This is a genomic window from Streptomyces sp. NPDC087300 (assembly GCF_044744425.1).
Taxonomy (GTDB): domain Bacteria; phylum Actinomycetota; class Actinomycetes; order Streptomycetales; family Streptomycetaceae; genus Streptomyces.
Map to the genome: position 1 here is coordinate 239491 of NZ_JBIUYI010000003.1, position 20856 is coordinate 260346.

Consider the following 20856-nt stretch of genomic DNA (forward strand, 5'->3'; position numbering starts at 1 on the left):
GGACCGCGGCACGGACCGCGACCCGGACCGTGCCGAGGTCCGTACGGAAACGAAGACTGTGGACGGCGCTGCTGGCCGCGCTCCTCATGGTGCTCGGCCTGACGTCGACGGCGGCCTCGGCGCGCCCCGACAACACCGGGATCGCCGCCGCCGACCAGACGCTGAACTGGACCGCCGACAACGACATCACCAAGTACAAGTCGGCGCCCACGACCGCGGTGGCGGGCAAGACGACGATCGTCTTCGAGAACAGCGAGGCGACCGGCAACACGAGCGGCATGCCGCACACGCTGACGTTCGACGTCTCCGACCCCGAGTACAACAACGACGTCCAGCTGAACCTCATGGCCAACCCCAACGACGCCCAGGGCGGCAAGCAGACCGCCGAGGTCACCCTCACCCCGGGCCGCTACCGGTACCACTGCACGATCCCCGGCCACGAGACCATGCAGGGCATCCTCGTGGTGACCGAGGGCGGCGGCGAGGACACCACCGCGCCGGAGGTCTCCGCCAAGGTGGAGGGCAGCACCAACTCCGATGGCGCGTACGTCGGTTCGGCCACGGTCGCGGTCACCGCGACGGACGCGGGCTCGGGCGTCGACAAGATCGAGTACGCGGTCGGTGCCGACGGCGCCTGGCAGCCGTACACCGCGCCCGTGGTCGTCGACCAGGTGGGCACCCACAAGATCCGCTACCGGGCCTCCGACAAGGCGGGCAACGTGGCGGCGGAGAAGGCCGCGGACTTCACCGTGGTCGCGCCGCCCACCGACGACAAGACGCCGCCCGAGACCTCGGCGACGGTGAGCGGCGAGAAGAACGACCAGGGGCAGTACCTGGGCATGGCGACCGTCACGGTGACGGCGTCCGACACGGGATCCGGCGTCAACAAGATCGAGTACGCGGTCGGGGACGGCGCCTGGACGACGTACGCCGCGCCGGTGATGGTCCACGAGACCGGCACGCACAAGGTCCGCTACCGGGCGTCCGACAAGGCGGGCAACCAGGCGGCCGAGAAGAGCGTCGAGTTCACGGTGGTCACGCCGCCCGTCGAGGACAAGACGCCGCCGGAGACCTCGGCGAAGGTCGAGGGCAGCAAGGACTCCGACGGCGCCTACCTCGGCAAGGCCAAGGTGACGGTCACCGCGACCGACGCCGGATCGGGCGTGGCCAAGGTCGAGTACTCGCTCGACGGCGGGCCCTACCTCGCCTACGAGGCGCCGGTCGTCGTCGACCGCGTGGGACGGCACTCCGTGGCCTACCGGGCGAGCGACAAGGCGGGCAACACGGCCGTCGCGAAGACCGTGTCGTTCACGGTCTCCGAGGGGGGCGGGGTCCCTGCCCCCAACTGCCCCGAGTTCGACGAGCGGTTGACGGTCATCGTGGGCACGGTCGACACGGGCATCCCGAACCGCGTCACCAACAACCGTTGCCGCATCAACGAGTTGATCGAGGACGAGAAGGAGTGGACGTCCCACGCGCTCTTCCTCAAGCACGTCAAGGGCGTCAGCGACAAGCTCCTGAAGACCGGCGAGATCGACCAGCGCGAGTACAACAAGATCAACCGTGCCGCCAAGCAGTCCGGCATCGGCAAGCCGGGCCAGACGGACGGCTACCGCAAGCTCTTCGACGGCACCCAGGCGTCCCTGAACAAGTGGGAGCAGGTGGGCGGCGGCAAGTTCGGCCTCAACGCCGACGGCACGATCACGTCGAGCACCACCGTCCAGGGCATGGGCATGCTGTGGTTCCCCGAGCGGAAGTACGGCGACTTCTCCCTGAAGCTCCAGTGGCGCGACGACGCACCGGGCAACACCAACACCAACTCCGGTGTCTTCGTGCGCTTCCCGCAGGTCCACGACCACCCGGAGGAGTCACGTCCGGAGTGGGTCGCCATCAAGTACGGGCATGAGATCCAGGTCCACGACCGCCCCGACGGCGACATGTACAAGACCGGGTCGATCTACGGATTCGACCGGGTCGGCCTGGCGGGGGCGGGTGTCACCCCGAAGGGCACGTGGAACGACTACGAGGTCCGTGTGGTCGACCAGCACTACTCGGTCTACCGCAACGGCGTGCTGCTCAACGAGTTCGACAACACCGGCGGCCAGGACTTCGTCCCGCCGCGCGGCGACGACCCCGGCACGGACGGCCGGCGGTTCGCCTCCGGCTACGTCGGGCTCCAGGTGCACGGCGTGACGGACGTGGTGTCGTACCGCGACATCAGGATCAAGGAGCTGTAGCACAAGGGCAGTTGGTGCCCCCGTCCCGGTCACCGGGGCGGGGGCATCGTCGTGTTCGGACCCGCCGTCACGGGGCCGGGGATCACCGGACGGGGGTCACCGAACGGGAGTCACCGGACCGGCCGCACCTCGACCGTCACCGCGTCGGGACCGCCGTGGGTGAGCACGGGGTTGCTCCGCACCGAGACGAAGTCCTCGGGCGCGACGGCCCCGGACCCGTCGACGTCCGCGTGCACCCGGACCGTGTAGCGGGCCCGCGGGTCGGCGCCCGGCACCTCCAGCGTCAGCCGGGCCCCCGCGGCGAGGTCGACACCGCGCTCGGCCTTACGGGACACGACGCGGGCCCGCGCGTCCGCCGCGGTGACCTCTTCGATCCGCGCGCGCAGGGTCACGGTGCTTCGCGGCGGTGTCGTACCCGGCGCGAGACAGACAGCGATTTCTACGTTTCGCATACGCTCACCCAGCCCTTGTTGGTCGGCAGGTGCCCCACTACTTTCCGCAAAATAGCGCCCTTTACGGCGGGGCGGGAAGTCAGGATAGAGGGGAGAAACACCATGCCTGCTTCCGAGTCGCGAGTTTCTGGTGAGGGACACGGGGAGTTCCGCTCCTCGCGGGATGTCCGGACCGGTCTGATCGACGGCGTGAGCTTCCAGGTCAAGCCCGTGCAGTATGTGGACATCGACGGGCTCGCGGTCTTCGAAGGCGACATCGTGCTCGGTTCGGTGGCACAGGTGGAGCGCCGCACCTCGGAATTGCGGGCGGAATCGGAAGGAAAAATACCGGAGTCCGCCGTCATCATCACGGGAAAGCAGTTCCGCTGGCCCAATGCGCTGGTGCCGTTCGAGATCGACGGGAACCTGCCGAACCAGCAGCGCGTGACCGACGCGATCGCGCACTGGCAGGCCCGCACCCGCGTGCGTTTCGTGCAGCGCACCGCCGCCAACCAGGCGCGGTTCCCCGACTTCGTGCGCTTCGTGCCCGGCGGCGGCTGTTCCTCGTTCGTGGGCATGCAGGGCGGTTCGCAGAGCATCACCCTCGGCACCGGCTGCACCACGGGCAACTGCGTCCACGAGATCGGGCACGCGGTCGGCCTGTGGCACGAGCAGAGCCGTGCGGACAGGGACCAGTTCGTGACGATCGTCTGGTCCAACATCACCCAGGGCTTCGAGCACAACTTCGACCAGCACATCACGGACGGCGACGACGTGGGTCCCTACGACTACGGGTCGATCATGCACTACCCCAGGGACGCGTTCTCGAAGAACGGCCAGGACACCGTCGTGCCGACCGTCCAGGGCGTCACGATCGGCCAGCGCACCGGCCTGAGCACGGACGACATCGCCGCCGTGCACGCGATGTACGGCCCCTCGCCCGCCTCGGGTCCCGTGGTGTCCTGGGAGTCGGACCGCCTCGACGTGTTCACGACCGGCACCGACTCGGCGATGTTCCACAAGTGGTGGGACGGCAAGGTCTGGGGACCGAGCGTGAAGGGCTGGGAGTCGCTCGGCGGAATCTGCACCGGCCCGCCGACGTCCGTCGCGTGGACGCACGACCGGCTCGACGTGTTCGTCGTCGGTACGGACTCGGCGCTGTCCCACAAGTGGTGGGACGGCAGCAGTTGGGGACCCGGCGTCAAGGACTGGGAGTCGCTCGGCGGCAGCTGCACCAGCGCGCCCGAGGCCGTCTCCTGGGGCCCGGACCGGCTCGATCTCTTCGTGACGGGCACCGACTCGGCGACGTACCACAAGTGGTGGGACGGCAAGGCCTGGGGACCCAGCGTCAAAGGCTGGGAGTCCCTCGGCGGAATCTGCCTGACGAAGCCGAAGGCGGTTTCGTGGGGCGCGAATCGACTCGATCTCTTCGTGATCGGTACGGACTCGGCGCTTTACCACAAGTGGTGGGACGGAAGCTCCTGGGGACCGAGCGTCAAAGGCTGGGAATCCCTCGGCGGAATCTGCCTGAGTGAACCCGTGGCCGTTTCCTGGGGACAGAACAGGCTGGACCTGTTCGTGATCGGAACGGACTCCGCGCTCTACCACAAGTGGTGGGACGGAAACGCGTGGGGACCCAGCGTCAAAGGCTGGGAATCCCTGGGCGGAGTCTGCGAGCACACTCCTTCCGCCGTCGCGTGGGGCGACAACCGGCTCGACCTTTTCACGGTCGGGACCGACTCCGCGCTCTACCACAAGTGGTGGGACGGAAACGCGTGGGGACCGAGCATCAAAGGCTGGGAATCCCTCGGCGGAATCTGCACGAGTTCACCGACGGCCGTCTCCTGGGAGCCGAACCGGCTCGACGTGTTCGTCAGGGGCACGGACTCGGCGCTGTCCCACAAGTGGTGGGACGGCAAGGCGTGGGGCCCCGGCCTCAAGGACTGGGAGTCCCTGGGCGGCAGCCTGACGCACTTCACGGACTGACGCGCCATCGGGCTGACGGGCTGACGGACCGTGCGGCTGACGGACCGTCGGGCCACCGGCACCGGCACTCGCACCAGCCGGGTCATTCCTCGTGTCTGGCCCGGCTGGGCTGCACCCGCTTCGGCTCCCCCGGCATCTTCGGATACTCCGGGGGATACGGCAGGTCGCCCAGGCCCCGGTCCCGCTCGTCCTGATCGGCGAGTCCGAGCAGCGCCTCAAGGGAGTGGGCCGTGCCCTCCATGTCCGCGTGGACGTCGCCGACCCGCGCGAAGCGGTCCGGCATGGTGCCGATGTCGAAGTCCTCGGGCACGGCGTCGTCGACCTCGTCCCAGCGCAGCGGCGCGGAGACCGGGGCGTGCGGGCGGGCCCGTACCGAGTAGGCGGAGGCGATCGTGCGGTCGCGGGCGGTCTGGTTGAAGTCCACGAAGATCCGCTCGCCCCGCTCCTCCTTCCACCACGCCGTCGTCACCGCGTCCGGCATCCGCCGCTCCAGCTCCCGCCCGCAGGCGATGGCGGCCCGCCGCAGCTCGGTGAAGGTCCAGCGCGGCTCGATCGGCACGAAGACGTGCAGGCCGCGCCCGCCGGACGTCTTGGGCCACCCGACGAGTCCCCCGAACTCGTCGAGTACCGCGCGCAGTTCGTGCGCGGCGCGGACCGCGTCGGCGTAGTCCGTGCCGGGCTGCGGGTCGAGGTCGATGCGGAGTTCGTCCGGGTGGTCGGGGTCGGCGCGCCGCACCGGCCACGGGTGGAAGGTGAGCGTCCCGTACTGCGCGGCCCAGACGACGGCCGCCACCTCGGTCGGGCAGATCTCGTCGGCGGTGCGGCCGCTGGGGAAGGTGATGGTGCCCGTGGGGATCCAGTCGGGCAGGTTCTTCGGGGCGCGCTTCTGGTAGAAGGACTCGCCGGCCACGCCCTCGGGGTAGCGCTCCAGGGTCGTGGGCCGGTCCCTGAGCGCGCGCAGGATGCCGGGCCCGACCGCCACGAAGTACTCGGCGAGGTCCAGCTTGGTGAAGCCCCGCTCGGGAAAGACCACCCGGTCCGGACTGGAGAGCCGCACCGTACGCTCCCCCGTGTCGATCTCCACGGCTGCGCTCTTGCCTCTGGCTGCACCCATGCGAGCCACGCTAAGCGGGCCGGGCGCCCGTCGCCATTCACCGCACACCGGGCGATACAGGGTGATACGCCGCAGAATCGGACCATGGATCTGCCGGTGATGCCTCCCGTGAAGCCCATGCTCGCCAAGCCCGTGGCGAAGATTCCGCCGGACATGCAGTACGAGGCCAAGTGGGACGGGTTCCGGGCGATCGTCTTCCGCGACGGGGACGAGATCGAGCTCGGCAGCCGTACGGGGAAGCCGCTGACCCGCTACTTTCCCGAGCTGGTGGCCGCCCTGCGGGAGCGGCTGCCCGCGCGCTGCGTGCTGGACGGCGAGATCGTGATCGCCAGGGACGGGCGGCTCGACTTCGACGCGCTCACGGAGCGCATCCACCCCGCCGCCTCGCGCGTGGCCCTGCTCGCCGAGCGGACCCCGGCCTCCTTCGTCGCCTTCGACCTGCTCGCGCTCGGCGACGACGCCCTGCCCGACACGCCGCTCACCGAGCGCCGCGACCGCCTGGAGAAGGCCCTCGCCGGCGTCACCGCGCCCGTCCACGTCGCCCCCGCGACCAGGGACCCCGTGGTGGCGCGGCAGTGGTTCGAGCAGTTCGAGGGCGCGGGTCTCGACGGCGTCATCGCCAAGCCGCTCGACCTGCTCTACCGGCAGAACGAACGCCTCATGTTCAAGATCAAGCACGCCCGGACGGCGGACTGTGTGGTGGCGGGCTACCGGTTCCACAAGAGCGGGCCCGTGGTGGGCTCGCTGCTGCTCGGTCTGTACGACGAGGAGGGCGCCCTCCAGCACGTCGGTGTCTGCGCGGCGTTCTCCATGCAGCGGCGGGCCGAGCTGGTGGCGGAGCTGGAGCCGCTGCGGATGGAGTCGGCGGCGGGGCACCCGTGGGCGGCCTGGACGGACGAGGCGGCCCACGAGACGGCCCGGATGCCCGGCGCCCCGAGCCGCTGGTCGGGCAAGAAGGACCTCTCCTGGGTGGCGCTGCGCCCGGAGCGGGTCTGCGAAGTGGCGTACGACCACATGGAGGGCGGCCGGCGCTTCCGCCACACGGCCCGCTTCCGCACCTGGCGCCCCGACCGGACGCCGGAGAGCTGCACCTACGCCCAACTGGAGGAACCGGTGCGCTACGACCTCACCGACGTCCTCGGCCCGCAGAGCTGACCCGGCCGTCCCCGCCGCACCCGCGCCCGCCCCGCGTGACGCGATCGCGCGCACCTGCCCCGCGTGACGCGATCGCGCCAATGTGCGAAGCGGCTCGCGCTCACCTTCCGCCCCATTGACCCCGACCGTATGCTCCTGCGCCGGACCAGTCAGTTACCGACGGTAAGGGGGACGGGGCATGGGGCACGGCGATGTCGAGGGCAATGCGGACGGCAAGGGGTGCGAGGGGAGCACGCGGCGGAGGTTCGTCGCGGGAGCCGCGGCGGTCGGCGGCGCGGCCGCGCTGGGCGTGGGGGCGGCGCTGCCCGCTGCGGCGGCCGCTCCCGGGGGCCCGCGAGGGCGGCAGTCGGTGGCCGTGCTCGGCGGCGGCGTGGCGGGCCTGACCGCCGCGCACGAGCTGGCCGAGCGCGGCTTCGCCGTCACGGTCTACGAGCGCAGGGCGCTGGGCGGCAAGGCCCGCAGCATGGACGTACCGGACAGCTCGAAGGGCAACCGCAAGCCGCTGCCCGGCGAGCACGGCTTCCGCTTCATCCCGGGGATCTACCACAACCTCCCCGACACGATGCGCCGCATCCCCTTCCCCGGGAACGCGAACGGCGTGTGGGACAACCTGGCGGCGCCCCGCGAGATGTCGTTCGCGCGCACCGGCCGCGAGGACATCCGGATGCCGATCCCGTGGCCGGGCAGCGACCCGGAGAAGCTCTCGCTCGACGACATCGCGCGGGCGCTCACGGCGCTGCTCGACACCGCCTTCAACCTCCCCGGCCATGAGATCGCGTACTTCGTGAACCGCGCCCTGGTCTTCCTGACCAGCTGCGACGAACGCCGCGACGACGACTGGGAGTCGACGCCCTGGTGGGAGTTCGTGCGCGCCGAGCGGATGTCGAAGGACTACCAGCGCATCCTCGCGATCGGCGTCACCCGCAACATCGTGGCGACCAAGGCCGAGGTGGCGAGCACCCGCACGGTCGGCACGCTCGGCGAGGCGTTCGTCTTCAACGCGCTGGGCCAGGGCGCCGACGGGCCGCCGGACCGCATCCTGAACGCGCCGACGAACGAGGCGTGGATCGACCCCTGGGTGGCTCATCTCACGTCGCTCGGCGTGGAGTTCAAGATCGGCTGGACCGTGCGCGAGCTGGGCTTCGGCGGCGGTCGCGTCACCAAGACCGTGATCGAGGACCCCGAAGGGGTACGGCGCGACATCACCGCGGACCACTACGTCCAGGCGATGCCCGTGGAGCACGCGCGCAAGACGTGGAGCGCCGAACTCAAGGCCGCCGACCCGCAGTTGGCGCGCTGCGACAAGCTGGAGACGGACTGGATGACGGGCATCCAGTTCTATCTGACGGAGCGTCCGCCCCTGGTCAAGGGCCACTTCAACTGCATCGACTCGCCCTGGTCGCTGACCGGCATCGCGCAGGCGGGCCACTGGCCCGAGCGGGACTTCCCCGCCGACTACGGCGACGGCGTCGCGGTCGAGTGCCTCTCGGTGGACATCTCCGAGTGGGACAAGCCCGGGATGCTGTACGGCAAGACGGCCAAACAGTGCACCAGGGACGAGGTCGCCAAGGAGGTCTGGGCGCAGCTCAAGGCCGCGCTCAACGACACCGGCAAGACGGTGCTGAGCGACGGCAAGCTGCACTCGTGGTTCCTCGACCCGGGCGTCGACGGCCTCGGCACCCCGAACCCGACCAACGAGGACCAGCTCCTCATCCACCCCGTGGGCACCCTGCACAACCGCCCTTCGGCCGCCACGAAGATCCCCAACCTCTTCCTCTCCGGCGACTACATCGCCGTCGACATCGACCTGGCGACGATGGAGGGCGCCAACGCGTCCGCCCGGCAGGCGGTCAACGCCCTGCTGGCGCAGGCCGGTTCGGACCAGAAGCCGTGCACGGTGACCCCGCTGTTCCGGGTCCCGGCGGTCGAGCTCCTGAAGCGGCACGACCGCACCCGCTACCGGCTCGGCCTGCGCAACGCCCTGGATCTCGGCTGACCGGCTGCGAACGGGCCGGTACGGGGTAGGACCTCCGCATGAGACGGCGGACGCACACGCGGATACGGACCGGGGCGGCGGTGGCGATCACGCTCGCCGCCCTGGTGTCCGGCTGCACGATCGAGCCGGACGGCGGGGCGGACGGCAAGCCGCCGCCGGGCACGGGCGCCGGCGGAACCGTACTCGCCGTGAAGATCGACAACGTCGGCCCCGCGCGTCCGCAGACCGGCATCGACGCCGCGGACGTCATCTACGTCGAGCAGGTGGAGGCGGGCCTCAGCCGTCTGATGGCGGTGTTCGCCTCGCACGTGCCCGCCACGATCGGCCCGGTGCGCAGCGCGCGCGAGACGGATCTCGAACTGCTGCGCCAGTTCGACGATCCGGTGCTCGCGTTCTCCGGGGCGCAGTCCAAGCTGCTCCCGTTGATCGCCGACGCGCCGCTGCGGGCTCGGCCGCCGGGCAAGGCGCCCGCCGCCGCCTACTACCGGGGCGGCGGCAAGGTCGCACCGCACAACCTGTTCCTGCGCCCCGCCGCCCTGAAGGCCGCGCCGAGCGCGGGCGGCCTGTCGAGCACCGGGTTCCGGTTCGGCCCGCGCCCGGCGGGCGGCACACCGGAGACCCGGCGCACGGTCCGCTTCCCCTCGGCCCGCTTCACCTTCGACTGGGTGGAGTACGAGGGGCGCTGGCGCATCGCGATGGACGGCGAGCGGGCCCGTACGTCCGCGGGCAAGGAACTCGCCGCGTCCACCGTCGTGGTGCAGTACGTGAAGATCCGCCCGTCCCGCTTCCACGACCGCTCCGGCAACGTCTCGCCGTTCTCCGAGACCGTCGGCTCGGGCAAGGCGCGGGTGCTGCGGGACGGCCGGGCCTACGACGCGCGCTGGAAGCGGCCGACCGCCGAGGACGGCACGGAGTTCACGACGGCGGACGGCGCTCCGCTGCCGTTCGCCAAGGGCCAGGTGTGGGTGGTGTACGCGAAGGCGTGAGCGGGCGTCCGGGGCCGGTCAGCCCCGCGCGGCCGCCGCCGGTTCGCCGGGGTGGCGCAGCCCCTCCGCCGCGTCCGCGACCCGCTGGATCAGCTCGAAGAACAGGCCCTGCTCCTCGGTGGAGAGCGGCGCGAGGAAGACCTGGTTCATCCGGGCCGTGCGCAGGGTCAGCTTGCGGTGGGTGCGCACGCCGTCGTCGGTGAGGCGCAGCAGGTAGCGCCGGCCGTCCTCCGGGTCACGCACCTTGTCGAGCAGTCCGCGGCGGATCAGCCTGCTGATGACCTCGGCGACGGTCGAGCGGTCGAGCCCCACCCGCTCCCCCACGGTCCGCTGGTCCAGGCCGGGTTCGGCGACCAGCGCGTTGAGCACGGCGAACTGGGGCGAGGTGATCTCCTCGGAGACCATCGTGTTCCACAGGAGGTAGTGCGCCTGCTGCAACCGCCGGGCCAGGTGCCCGGGGTGGGTGGCAAGGTCCACCGCGGCCATGGGCGGTCCCCCTTCTTCGTCGATGTGCCCAGCCGCGCCTCCTGCTTGGCGGGCGCGCACCGGCTCGTTCGTAGGTGCACTGAACAATACTCGCCCCGGAGTCGCAACACTGCCTGCTCTTGCCATGTACTTCGCCAGCTCCTACCCTCACCCAGATAGTCAGTGCCCTGACTAATTGAGTCGGGGACACGGAGAGAGGGGCCGCACGGATGGACAAGGTGGTGGCCACGGCCGCCGACGCGGTGGCCGACGCCGGGGACGGCGCGTCGTTCGCGGTCGGCGGCTTCGGCCTGAGCGGGGTGCCGAACGAGCTGATACGGGCGCTGCACACGGCGGGCGTCACGGATCTGCACGTGGTGTCCAACAACTGCGGAGCGATGGACTCCGGACTCGCGGTGCTGCTCTCCGCGGGCCGGATCGCCCGGGTGACCGGCTCCTACATCGGCGCCAACAAGGAGTTCGCCCGCCAGTACCTGGGCGGCGAGCTGGAGGTCGAGATGATCCCCCAGGGCACCCTCGCCGAGCGGCTGCGGGCCGGCGGCGCGGGCATCCCCGCCTTCTACACCCCGGCCGGCGTGGGCACCCAGGTCGCCGACGGCGGACTGCCCTGGCGCTACGACGGCGCGGGCGGGGTCCTGGTGGCATCGCCGCCCAAGGAAGTGCGGGAGTTCGACGGCAAGGAGTACGTCCTGGAGCACGGCATCCGCACCGACTTCGCGCTCGTCCGCGCGGCCAGGGGCGACCGGCACGGCAACCTCGTCTTCGCCAAGTCCGCGCGGAACTTCAACCCGCTGGCCGCGATGGCGGGCCGCGTGACGATCGCCGAGGTGGAGGAGCTGGTGGAGCCGGGCGCGATCGACCCGGACGAGGTGCAGCTGCCCGGCATCTTCGTACGCCGTGTGCTCGCGCTCACCCCCGAGCAGGCGGCCGACAAGGGCATCGAGAAGCGGACGGTGAGCAGCTGATGGCCTGGACCCGTGAGGAGATGGCCGCGCGTGCGGCGAGGGAGCTGCGCGACGGCCAGTACGTGAACCTGGGCATCGGCCTGCCGACGCTCATCCCCAACCACCTGCCGCCGGGCGTCGAGGTGGTCCTCGAATCCGAGAACGGCATCCTCGGCGTGGGCCCCTACCCCACCGACGCCGAGGTCGACCCTGACCTGATCAACGCGGGCAAGGAGACCGTGACCGTGCTGCCCGGCGCCGCCTACTTCGACTCCGCGCTCTCCTTCGGGATGATCCGCGGCGGCCACATCGACGTCGCCGTCCTGGGCGCGATGCAGGTGTCCGCCCGGGGCGACCTCGCCAACTGGGCGGTCCCCGGCAAGATGATCACGGGCATCGGCGGCGCGATGGACCTCGTCCACGGGGCGCGCACCGTCATCGCCGTCATGACGCACACCGCCAAGGACGGCACCCCGAAGATCCTCGACACGTGTGCGCTGCCGCTCACCGGCAAGGAGTGTGTCGACCGGATCATCACCGACCTCGGCGTACTCGACGTGACCGAACACGGCCTGGAGCTGGTCGAGTTGGCGCCGGGCGTCCCGGTCGAGGAGATCACGGCGAAGACCGCGGCGAAGGTCCGCGTCCCCGAAGGAATCGCACTCCCCACCGCACGGAGCCGCCAGCCATGACGACGACCACCCAGTCCCAGTCCCAGCCCCAGCCCTTGCCCGACGGCCTCGACCAGCGTGCGATCGACGCCGAGGTCGACAGGGCCCAGTCCACGGCGGCCCCCGGGAACCACCCGCCGCGCGACTACCCGCCCTACCGCAGCAGCCACTTCCGGCACCCCAAGAAGCCCCTGATACCCGTCCGCGACCCGGAAGCGGTGGAGCTGACGGGCCCGGCCTTCGGCGTCACCGACGTCACGGCCCTCGACCGCGACCTCACACGTCGGCACCAGGGTGAGCCGCTCGGCGAGCGGATCACCGTCGGCGGCCGCATCCTGGACCGCGAAGGGCGGCCCGTGCGCGGCCAGTTGGTCGAGCTGTGGCAGGCCAACGCGTCGGGGCGGTACGCCCATCAGCTGGACCAGCACCCGGCGCCCCTCGACCCGAACTTCACGGGGTTCGGGCGCTGTCTGACCGACGACACGGGGGCGTACTCCTTCACCACCGTCAAGCCGGGCGCCTATCCGTGGCGCAACCACGTCAACGCCTGGCGCCCCGCCCACATCCACTTCTCGCTCTTCGGCACGGCCTTCACCCAGCGCCTGGTCACCCAGATGTACTTCCCCGGGGACCCTCTCTTCCCCTACGACCCCGTACTGCGGTCGGTGACCGACGCCGCCGCGCGCGAACGGCTCGTCTGCGCCTACGACCACGGCCTTTCCGTGCCCGAGTGGTCGCTCGGCTACCGCTGGGACATCGTCCTCGACGGCCCGTCCGCGACGCTCTTCGAGGAAGGCGACCACCACTGATGCCGCACGCCCCCACCCCCTCGCAGACCGTCGGGCCCTTCTACGGCTACGCGCTGCCCTTCCCGCGCGGCGGCGAGGTCGCGCCCGCCGGGCACACCGACACGATCACCCTGCACGGGTACGTGTACGACGGGGCCGGGCAGCCCGTCCCCGACGCCCTGATCGAGACCTGGCAGCCCGCTCCCGACGGATCGCGCACGGGCGCGCCCGGCTCGCTGCGCCACGATCCCGTCACCGGACAGGTGATCGGCAGGGACGGCGTCGCGTTCACCGGCTTCGGCCGGGTACCGACCGACGCGGACGGGCACTGGGTCGTGCGGACGCTGCCGCCCGGCGGCGTCTCGTACGTCTCGGTCGCCGTCTTCGCGCGCGGGCTGCTCCACCACCTGTACACGCGCGCGTACCTGGTCGACGAGCCCGGTGACGCGCTCCTCGCCTCGCTCGACGCGGAGCGGCGTTCGACGCTGATCGCGCGGAGCGAGACGGCACGCACCTACCGCTTCGACATCCGCCTCCAAGGGGCGGACGAGACCGTCTTCCTGGAGTTCGCGTGAGCGGCCTGCTCTCCCCCGGCACCGCGGGTTCGGCCGCCGAGGCGGCGACGTCCGACACGGCGTTCCTCCAGGCGCTCCTGGACGCGGAGGCGGCGCTGACGCGCGCCCAGGCGGCGGTGGGCGCCGCGCCGCGGGACGCGGCGGCGGCCGTCACGGAGGCGGCCCGCGACGCGGCCCGCTTCGACGTCCGCGCCATCGCGCTGCGCGCGCGGGACGGCGGCAACCCGGTGATCCCGCTGGTCGCGGACCTGACGGCGGCGGTGCCCGACGCCGCGGCGCCGTACGTGCACCGGGGCGCGACCAGCCAGGACATCCTGGACACGGCGGCCATGCTGGTCGCCGCGCGAACCCTGGACCTGATCCTCACGGACCTGACCCGCACGGCCACCGCGACGGCCCGCCTCGCGACCACGCACCGCGACACCCCGATGCCGGCCCGCACCCTGACCCAACACGCGGTCCCCACGACGTTCGGCCTCAAGGCAGCGGGCTGGCACACCCTGACCCTCGACGCGAGGGACCGGCTACGGGCGGTACGGGATGCGCTTCCCGTGCAACTCGGGGGTGCGGCAGGGACGTTGGCGGCTTTGGGGGTGTATGGGGCGCAGAGTGAAGCTCTCCAAGGCGGCAGCCCGCACGGCGCGGGAACGCGCGACGCGGGCGACCCCGCGCTGCGGCTCCTCGCCGCGTACGCCGCGCAACTGGAGCTCCGCGAGCCCCTGTTGCCCTGGCACACCCTCCGTACGCCCGTGGCCGATCTCGCCGCCGCGCTGGCCTTCGCCGCCGGGGCGCTCGGGAAGGCGGGGGCCGATGTGCTCGTGCTGTCGCGCACCGAGATCGCCGAGGTGTCCGAGGGGGCGGGCGGCGGGTCGTCCGCCATGCCGCACAAGGCCAATCCCGTCCGCGCCACGCTCGTCGTCGCGGCCGCGCGGCGCGCGCCGGGGCTCGCGGGGACGCTGCTCGGGTCGCTGGTCGCCGAGGACGAGCGGCCCGCGGGGGCCTGGCACGCCGAGTGGGAACCCCTGCGGGAGCTGCTGCGCCTGGTCGGCGGCGCCGCCCGGTGCGCCGCCGAGCTCACCGAGGGGCTGCGCGTCCACGCGGACGTGATGCGCGAGCACCTGGACCTGACCGGCGGGGCCATCGTCTCCGAGCGGCTCGCGGCCGAGCTGGCCGCACCACTCGGCAGGGCCCGCGCGAAGGAGGTGGTCACCGAGGCCGCTCGGCGTTCCCTCGCCGAGGGCAGGGCGCTGGCCGACGTGCTCGCCGACGAACCGGCCCTGCGCGGCCTCGGCGCCGACCTCGATCTCACCGAACTGACCGATCCCGCCCGCTACACCGGCTGCGCGGGAGCCCTCACCGACCGTGCCCTGGAGCGACGTTGAGCAGCGCACCGAACCGCAGGCTTCCGCATCACACCGTCGAGGGCCCCGGCACCGCGCCGCCGCTGATCCTCGGCCCGGCCCTCGGCACCTCCACCGCCCTGTGGGACGCCGTGGCGCCCGAACTCGCCACCGGACACCGCGTGGTGCGCTGGGACCTGCCAGGGCACGGCGGCTCACCGGCGGACCTGATCGGCCCCGGCGCGACGGTCGACGAGCTCGCGGACCTCGTCGTCGCGCTCGCCGACGCGCTGGGCATCGACCGCTTCGCGTACGCGGGAGTCTCCCTCGGCGGCGCCGTCGGACTGCACCTCGCGGCCCGGTGTCCGGAGCGCGTGGCGAGCCTCGCGGTGATCTGTTCGTCGGCGCACTTCGGCGGCGAACGGCCGTGGCGCGAACGGGCCGCGCTGGTCCGCCGCGCTGGCCTCGCCACGCTCGCGGACGCCGCCCACGAACGGTGGTTCACGCCCGGCTTCACGGTGCCCGCCCTCGTCGCCGACCACCGCGCGGCCGACCCCTCGGGGTACGCCGCGTGCTGCGACGCGCTGGCCGCCTTCGACATCAGGGGGCGGCTCCCGGCGATCACCGCGCCCACGCTGGTGATCGCCGGACGCGAGGACCCCGCGACCCCGCCCGCCCACGCGCGGGAGATCGCCGACGGGGTGCCGGGGGCCTCGCTCGTCGAGGTCGCGGGCGCCTCGCACCTGGCTCCCGCGGAACGTCCCGACGCGGTGACCGCCGCGCTGCGCGCGCACTTCACGGGCCCCGCGGCGCGCGGCAACGCCGTACGACGTGAGGTGCTCGGCGACGCCCACGTCGACCGCGCGCAGGCGAACACCACGCCGCTGACGGCCCGTTTCCAGGACTTCATCTCCCGCTACGCGTGGGGCGAGATCTGGACCGACCCGACGCTGACGCGCCGCGAGCGCAGCATGGTCACCATGACCGCGCTGGTCGCCCACGGCCACCTGGACGAGCTGGCCATGCACGTCCGCGCGGCCCGCCGCAACGGCCTCACCCCGGAGGAGATCGGCGCGGTGCTCCTCCAGACGGGGGTGTACTGCGGGGTGCCCGCGGCCAACGCGGCGTTCGCGGTGGCGCGGCGGGTCCTCGCCGACGACCACGACGACCGCGACATCCGCGACATCCGCAACATCCGCGACGACAAGAGCCGGGGCGGTGGGCCTCAGACTGCGTAGTACCCGAGGAACATGTCGACACCGGCGACGATCAGACGCTCCGTCAGGTCGTCGCTGATGTCCGTCCCGTACGCGCCGAAGACCAGGTGCGGGAAGACGAGCAGCGAGTAGAGCTGGATGACCGCGGCCTCGGTGTCGGGGATGGCCAGGCGCCCCTGCTCGGCGAGTTCGCGCAACGCCCCCGCGACCGCCGGGTGGTGGCTCTCGGGGCCGTGCTGCTCCCACGCCTTCCCGAGCGAGGGGAAGCGGTGGATCTCGCGGGCCACGAGCTGGCGCAGGGCGCTCATGTGCTGATCCGTGCGGACCGCGTCGACCCATGCGCGGGCGGCGGCGAGGAAGGCCTCGCGCAGGTCGTCGGCGCGGGTGAGGCCGTCGAGCGCGGCCACCACGACCGCCCTGGGATTCATCGCCCACGAGGAGGCCGGGATCGCCTCGGGCCTGGTCAACACCTTCCACGAGGTGGGCGGTTCGGTGGGTGTCGCGGTGGTCTCCACCGTCGCGGCGGCGGGGATCGCCGACGGGTCGAGCGGCCCGTTCGGTGACGCGTTCACGGTGTGCGCGGTCGCCGCGTCGGTCAGCGCGGCCGCCGTGTTCGCGATCGTGCCGCGCGGCACGGCCCGCGTCACGGGCGGGCCGCACGCGCACTGAAGCGCTCCGCTGGATGTGCCGTGTCATGCCGTCACACACTGCGGGTTCGCCGGGGCCGGGCGCACGAGACCGGGGCGTCCCGTACTCAACGCGCCCCGTACACCGCCCCCGGCGGCTCCGCGTCGGCCAGCAGCTTCAGCGCCGTCTCACCCGCGTCGGCCGGTGTCCACCGGGCCCCCTTGTCGGCGGTCGGCCCGGGGCGCCAGCCCTCCATGACGGTGATGCGGCCCGCCTCGGCCTCGAAGACGCGTCCGGTGACCCCGGCGGACGCCGGTGAGCCGAGCCAGACGACGAGCGGCGAGACGTTCTCGGGGGCCATCGCGTCGAAGCCGCCGGCCTCGGGGGCGGCCATCGTGTCGGCGAAGGTCTGCTCGGTCATCCGGGTGCGCGCGGCGGGCGCGATGGCGTTCACCCGCACTCCGTAGGAGGCCAGTTCGGCGGAGGCGACCAGGGTGAGGCCGAGGATGCCCGCCTTGGCCGCGCTGTAGTTGCCCTGCCCCACGCTGCCCAACAGGCCCGCTCCGGAGCTGGTGTTGACCACGCACGCGTGCGGAACGCGACCGGCCTTCGCCTCGGTACGCCAGTGCGCGCCCGCGTGCTTGAGGGGCAGGAAGTGCCCCTTGAGGTGGACGCGCATCACCGCGTCCCAGGCGTCCTCGTCGAGGTTGAGCAGCATCCGGTCCCGCAGGAACCCGGCGTTGTTGACCAGGGTGTCCAGGCGGCCGTACGTGTCGAGGGCGGTCCGTACGAGGGATGCGGCGCCCTCGGAGGTGGCGATGTCGCCGCCGTGCGCGACGGCCTCGCCGCCCGCGGCACGGATCTCCTCGACGACGTCGTGCGCGGGCCCGGCGGAGCCGCCCGAGCCGTCGGTCCCCACGCCGAGGTCGTTGACGACCACCCGGGCGCCTTCGGCGGCGTACGCGCGCGCGTGCGCCCTGCCGAGGCCGCGGCCCGCGCCCGTGACGATCACGACGCGGCCCTCGCAGAGCCCGGACTTGGCTGCTGACGTCATGGCAGAACTCCTCGGATGCGTTCAGTGGTTGACGGACGCCGCGGCCAGGAACGCGGGGCGTTCGCCGCCGCCGTGCAGCCGGAGTGCGGCGCCGCTGATGTACCGGGCCCGGTCGGAGGCGAGGAAGACGCAGGCGTCGCCGACGTCGGAAGGATCGGCGAGCCGGCCCAACGGGACGGTGCGGGCGACGCGTTCGACGCCGTCCTCGTCGCCGTAGTGCAGATGGGCGCTCTCGGTGCGGGCCAGGCCGAGCACGACCGTGTTCACGCGCACGGCGGGGGCCCATTCGACGGCCATGGTCCCCGCCAGGTTCTCCAGGCCCGCCTTCGCCGCGCCGTAGGCACCGCTGCCCGGCGACGGTCTGGTCCCGCTGACGCTGCCGATCATCGTGATGCTGCCGCCCGACTCCTGGGAGCGCATCACCTCGTAGGCGGCGAGCGAGGCGTAGAGCGGTGCGAGCAGGTTGAGTTCGACGATCTTCGCCTGGCGGGCCGGGGCGGAGTCGGCGAGCAGCCCGTAGGGGGTGCCTCCCGCGTTGTTCACCAGCGCGTCCACGCGGCCGTGGTCGGCGGCCACTTCGGCGAAGAACGCGTGCGCCGCCTCGGCGTCGCGCAGGTCCAGGGGCCTGAACTCGGCTTTGCCGCCTGCCACTTCGACGGGCCCGTCCGGCGGTCTGCGGGCGCAGACGACGACCCGGGCGCCCGTGGCGAGGAAGCTCCTGGCGATTCCGGCGCCTACGCCCCGGGTGCCGCCGGTCACGACGACCACCTGTCCCGTGTCAGTCATCGCTGCTACCTTTCCAACTAACAAATGTTTGGTTGAAGGCGTGTGGTCGAAAGGTAGCGGATCCTCTGATGTCTGTCTCCACCTCCGTCCCGGACAAGGGCGTCGCCGTCGTCACCGTCGACTATCCGCCCGTCAACGCCCTTCCCGTACAGGGGTGGTTCGACCTGGCGGACGCCGTGCGCGCCGCCGGGCGCGACCCCGGGACGCGCTGCGTGGTGCTCACCGCCGAGGGCCGCGGCTTCAACGCGGGCGTGGACATCAAGGAGATGCAGCGCGACGCCGGGCACAGCGCGCTGATAGGCGCCAACCGCGGCTGCTACGCGGCCTTTTCGGCGGTGTACGAGTGCGAGGTGCCGGTCGTCGCCGCGGTGGGCGGCTTCTGCCTGGGCGGCGGCATCGGCCTGGTGGGCAACGCGGACGCGATCGTGGCCGGCGAGGACGCCACGTTCGGCCTGCCCGAGCTGGACAGGGGCGCGCTCGGCGCCGCCACCCACCTGGCCCGGCTCGTGCCGCAGCACCTGATGCGCGCCCTCTACTACACCTCGCGCACCGCGACCGCCGCCGAACTGCACGCGCACGGCTCCGTGTGGCGGGTGGTCCCGCGCGCGGAACTGCGCGAGGCGGCCCTCGACCTCGCCCGCGAGATCGCCCAGAAGGACGGCACGCTGCTGCGGTTCGCGAAGGCCGCGATCAACGGCATCGACCCCGTGGACGTGCACCGCAGCTACCGCTTCGAGCAGGGCTTCACCTTCGAGGCGAACCTCAGCGGTCTGGCCGACCGCATCCGCGACGACTTCGGGACGCAAGGGGAGGGCACGGCATGACCGACAAGAGGATGACGCCCGACGAGATCGTGGGGCGGCTGCGCAGCGGGATGACGCTCGGCATCGGCGGCTGGGGCTCGCGGCGCAAGCCGATGGCGCTGGTGCGCGCGCTGCTGCGCTCCGACGTCACCGATCTGACCCTCGTCTCGTACGGCGGCCCCGACGTCGGCCTGCTCGCGGCGGCGGGCCGGATCCGCAAGCTGGTCACCGCCTTCACCACGCTGGACTCGATCCCCCTGGAGCCGCACTTCCGCGCCGCCCGCGAGCGCGGCGCCTTCGAACTCGTCGAGCTGGACGAGGCGATGTTCATGCAGGGCCTCACCGCGGGCGCCCAGCGGCTCCCGTTCCTGCCGATCCGCGCGGGCCTCGGCTCGGACGTGCTGCGGGTCAACCCTCACCTGCGCACGGTCACTTCGCCGTACGAGGACGGGGAGGAGCTCGTCGCGGTGCCCGCGCTGCGGATGGACGCCGCCCTGGTCCACATGAACCGCGCCGACCGCTCGGGCAACGGCCAGTACCTGGGCCCCGACCCGTACTTCGACGACCTGTTCTGCGAGGCCGCCGACACCGCGTACGTCTCGTGCGAGCGCATCGTGGAACCCGCCGCCCTCACCGAGCACGCGGCGCCGCAGACGATGCTGATCTCGCGGCACTCAGTGACGGGCGTCGCCGAGACGCCCAAGGGGGCGCACTTCACCTCCTGCGTGCCCGACTACGGCCGCGACGAGCCCTTCCAGAAGGCGTACGCCACCGCTGCGGCGGACCCCGCGGCCTGGGACGCCTTCCGCGCCCGGTTCCTCGCCGGCGACGAGGGCGACTACCACCTGGCCGTCCAGACCTGGCACAAGGAGCAGCGATGACGTCGACCACCGAAGCGACCGCCACGCGCGCCGAGTACTGCGTGATCGCCTGCGCCGAGGCCTGGCGCGACGCAGGAGAGGTGCTCGCCTCCCCCATGGGCATGGTCCCCGCGATCGCGGCCCGCCTCGCCAAGCTGACCTTCTCGCCCGACCTGCTGCTCACCGACGGCGAGGCGCTGCTGATCGGCGACGTGCCCGCGCTGGGCGCCGCGTCGACGGTCACGGAGGGCTGGCTGCCCTACCGCAGGCACCTCACGATGGTGATGGGCGGCAGGCGCCACGTGATGATGGGCGCGAGCCAGATCGACCGCTTCGGCAACCAGAACATCTCGTGCATCGGCGACTGGGAGCGGCCCAAGAGGCAGCTGCTCGGGGTGCGCGGCGCACCCGTCAACACCCTCAACAATCCGGTGAGTTACTGGATCCCACGCCATTCGACGCGGGTCTTCGTGGCGAAGGTCGACATGATCAGCGGCGTGGGCCACGACAGCGCGGCCGCTGCGGGTCCTTCGGCGACCCGCTTCCACGATCTGCGCCGCGTCGTGTCCGACCTCGGCGTCTTCGACTTCGCGACGCACGGCCACGCGATGCGGCTGGTCTCCCTGCACCCGGGCGTCACCCTCGACCAGGTGCGCGAGGCCACCGGATTCGAACTCGCGATCCCGGCCGACGTCCCCGTCACCCGCGATCCCACCCCCGAGGAACTGCGCCTGATCCGCGACGTGGTGGACCCGAGCGGCCTGCGCGACCGCGAGGTGCGCGCATGACATCGGAGCCGC

The 20856-nt window shown here is 72.2% G+C and carries 21 protein-coding genes; 15 read left to right on the top strand and 6 right to left on the bottom strand.

Features of this window, described 5'->3' with window-relative positions:
* Positions 1 to 86: 86 nt before the first annotated feature.
* Entirely contained in the window at positions 87 to 2237 is a 2151-nt protein-coding gene (locus tag ACIO9J_RS11930) for an OmpL47-type beta-barrel domain-containing protein (RefSeq protein ID WP_401998513.1), read from the top strand.
* Positions 2238 to 2347: 110 nt separating this feature from the next.
* Here ACIO9J_RS11930 and ACIO9J_RS11935 read toward each other — a convergent pair whose 3' ends face one another.
* Entirely contained in the window at positions 2348 to 2689 is a 342-nt protein-coding gene (locus ACIO9J_RS11935) for a hypothetical protein (RefSeq protein ID WP_401996483.1), read from the bottom strand.
* 102 nt (positions 2690 to 2791) lie between these two features.
* On the opposite strand from ACIO9J_RS11935, the gene legP reads away from it, so the two are divergent.
* Positions 2792 to 4654: a Dot/Icm T4SS effector Zinc-dependent metalloprotease LegP gene (legP, locus tag ACIO9J_RS11940; RefSeq protein ID WP_401996486.1), complete on the top strand. Its 1863-nt coding sequence runs from the start codon at positions 2792 to 2794 to the stop codon at positions 4652 to 4654.
* A gap of 82 nt (positions 4655 to 4736) precedes the next feature.
* Here legP and ligD read toward each other — a convergent pair whose 3' ends face one another.
* Complete coding sequence (gene ligD / locus ACIO9J_RS11945) at positions 4737 to 5768, bottom strand: non-homologous end-joining DNA ligase (protein WP_401996489.1); 1032 nt, start codon at positions 5766 to 5768, stop codon at positions 4737 to 4739.
* A gap of 84 nt (positions 5769 to 5852) precedes the next feature.
* Between ligD and ACIO9J_RS11950 the strand changes: the two genes are divergently transcribed.
* From ACIO9J_RS11950 to ACIO9J_RS11960, 3 genes are all read left to right on the top strand, one after another.
* Complete coding sequence (locus ACIO9J_RS11950) at positions 5853 to 6923, top strand: ATP-dependent DNA ligase (protein ID WP_401996492.1); 1071 nt, start codon at positions 5853 to 5855, stop codon at positions 6921 to 6923.
* A 178-nt stretch (positions 6924 to 7101) separates the two neighbouring features.
* On the top strand, positions 7102 to 8919 hold the full coding sequence (locus ACIO9J_RS11955) for an FAD-dependent oxidoreductase (RefSeq protein WP_401996495.1): 1818 nt from the start codon (positions 7102 to 7104) through the stop codon (positions 8917 to 8919).
* 38 nt (positions 8920 to 8957) lie between these two features.
* Positions 8958 to 9905 carry a DUF3048 domain-containing protein gene (locus ACIO9J_RS11960; protein WP_401996498.1) on the top strand — a complete coding sequence of 316 codons (948 nt, stop codon included), beginning with the start codon at positions 8958 to 8960 and terminating at the stop codon, positions 9903 to 9905.
* Positions 9906 to 9923: 18 nt separating this feature from the next.
* On the opposite strand, the gene ACIO9J_RS11965 is transcribed toward ACIO9J_RS11960, so the two are convergent.
* Complete coding sequence (locus ACIO9J_RS11965; RefSeq protein ID WP_401996501.1) at positions 9924 to 10391, bottom strand: MarR family winged helix-turn-helix transcriptional regulator; 468 nt, start codon at positions 10389 to 10391, stop codon at positions 9924 to 9926.
* Positions 10392 to 10600: 209 nt separating this feature from the next.
* Between ACIO9J_RS11965 and ACIO9J_RS11970 the strand changes: the two genes are divergently transcribed.
* The 6 genes from ACIO9J_RS11970 to pcaD are packed head-to-tail and all read left to right on the top strand — an operon-like array spanning position 10601 to position 15947.
* Positions 10601 to 11356 carry a CoA transferase subunit A gene (locus tag ACIO9J_RS11970; RefSeq protein WP_401996504.1) on the top strand — a complete coding sequence of 252 codons (756 nt, stop codon included), beginning with the start codon at positions 10601 to 10603 and terminating at the stop codon, positions 11354 to 11356.
* Positions 11356 to 12027: a CoA transferase subunit B gene (locus ACIO9J_RS11975; RefSeq protein ID WP_401996507.1), complete on the top strand. Its 672-nt coding sequence runs from the start codon at positions 11356 to 11358 to the stop codon at positions 12025 to 12027. Before ACIO9J_RS11970 ends, ACIO9J_RS11975 begins: the two co-directional genes overlap by 1 nt.
* Positions 12024 to 12815, top strand: coding sequence for a protocatechuate 3,4-dioxygenase subunit beta (gene pcaH, locus ACIO9J_RS11980; protein ID WP_401996509.1), 792 nt, complete (start codon positions 12024 to 12026; stop codon positions 12813 to 12815). The genes ACIO9J_RS11975 and pcaH overlap by 4 nt, the downstream gene beginning before the upstream one ends.
* The gene (pcaG, locus tag ACIO9J_RS11985; protein ID WP_401996512.1) at positions 12815 to 13369 is read left to right on the top strand and encodes a protocatechuate 3,4-dioxygenase subunit alpha; all 555 of its coding nucleotides are present in this window, start codon (positions 12815 to 12817) and stop codon (positions 13367 to 13369) included. Before pcaH ends, pcaG begins: the two co-directional genes overlap by 1 nt.
* Entirely contained in the window at positions 13366 to 14751 is a 1386-nt protein-coding gene (pcaB, locus tag ACIO9J_RS11990) for a 3-carboxy-cis,cis-muconate cycloisomerase (protein ID WP_401996515.1), read from the top strand. Before pcaG ends, pcaB begins: the two co-directional genes overlap by 4 nt.
* The gene (pcaD, locus tag ACIO9J_RS11995) at positions 14748 to 15947 is read left to right on the top strand and encodes a 3-oxoadipate enol-lactonase (protein ID WP_401996517.1); all 1200 of its coding nucleotides are present in this window, start codon (positions 14748 to 14750) and stop codon (positions 15945 to 15947) included. Before pcaB ends, pcaD begins: the two co-directional genes overlap by 4 nt.
* Here the strand turns inward: pcaD and ACIO9J_RS12000 are convergent.
* Entirely contained in the window at positions 15935 to 16333 is a 399-nt protein-coding gene (locus ACIO9J_RS12000) for a TetR/AcrR family transcriptional regulator C-terminal domain-containing protein (protein WP_401996520.1), read from the bottom strand. The genes pcaD and ACIO9J_RS12000 overlap by 13 nt on opposite strands.
* Between ACIO9J_RS12000 and ACIO9J_RS12005 the strand changes: the two genes are divergently transcribed.
* Entirely contained in the window at positions 16311 to 16595 is a 285-nt protein-coding gene (locus tag ACIO9J_RS12005) for a hypothetical protein (RefSeq protein WP_401996522.1), read from the top strand. The genes ACIO9J_RS12000 and ACIO9J_RS12005 overlap by 23 nt on opposite strands.
* 85 nt (positions 16596 to 16680) lie before the next feature.
* Here the strand turns inward: ACIO9J_RS12005 and ACIO9J_RS12010 are convergent, their stop codons facing one another.
* Positions 16681 to 17607, bottom strand: coding sequence for an SDR family oxidoreductase (locus ACIO9J_RS12010; RefSeq protein ID WP_401996525.1), 927 nt, complete (start codon positions 17605 to 17607; stop codon positions 16681 to 16683).
* Between the two features lie 21 nt (positions 17608 to 17628).
* Positions 17629 to 18393 carry an SDR family oxidoreductase gene (locus ACIO9J_RS12015; RefSeq protein ID WP_401996528.1) on the bottom strand — a complete coding sequence of 255 codons (765 nt, stop codon included), beginning with the start codon at positions 18391 to 18393 and terminating at the stop codon, positions 17629 to 17631.
* A 68-nt stretch (positions 18394 to 18461) separates the two neighbouring features.
* On the opposite strand from ACIO9J_RS12015, the gene ACIO9J_RS12020 reads away from it, so the two are divergent.
* The 3 genes from ACIO9J_RS12020 to ACIO9J_RS12030 are packed head-to-tail and all read left to right on the top strand — an operon-like array spanning position 18462 to position 20844.
* Entirely contained in the window at positions 18462 to 19217 is a 756-nt protein-coding gene (locus ACIO9J_RS12020) for an enoyl-CoA hydratase family protein (protein ID WP_401996531.1), read from the top strand.
* On the top strand, positions 19214 to 20077 hold the full coding sequence (locus tag ACIO9J_RS12025) for a CoA transferase subunit A (protein ID WP_401996534.1): 864 nt from the start codon (positions 19214 to 19216) through the stop codon (positions 20075 to 20077). Before ACIO9J_RS12020 ends, ACIO9J_RS12025 begins: the two co-directional genes overlap by 4 nt.
* A complete protein-coding gene (locus ACIO9J_RS12030; RefSeq protein ID WP_401996537.1) occupies positions 20074 to 20844 on the top strand; it encodes a CoA-transferase subunit beta in 771 nt (256 codons plus the stop codon). Before ACIO9J_RS12025 ends, ACIO9J_RS12030 begins: the two co-directional genes overlap by 4 nt.
* Positions 20845 to 20856 lie beyond the last annotated feature (12 nt).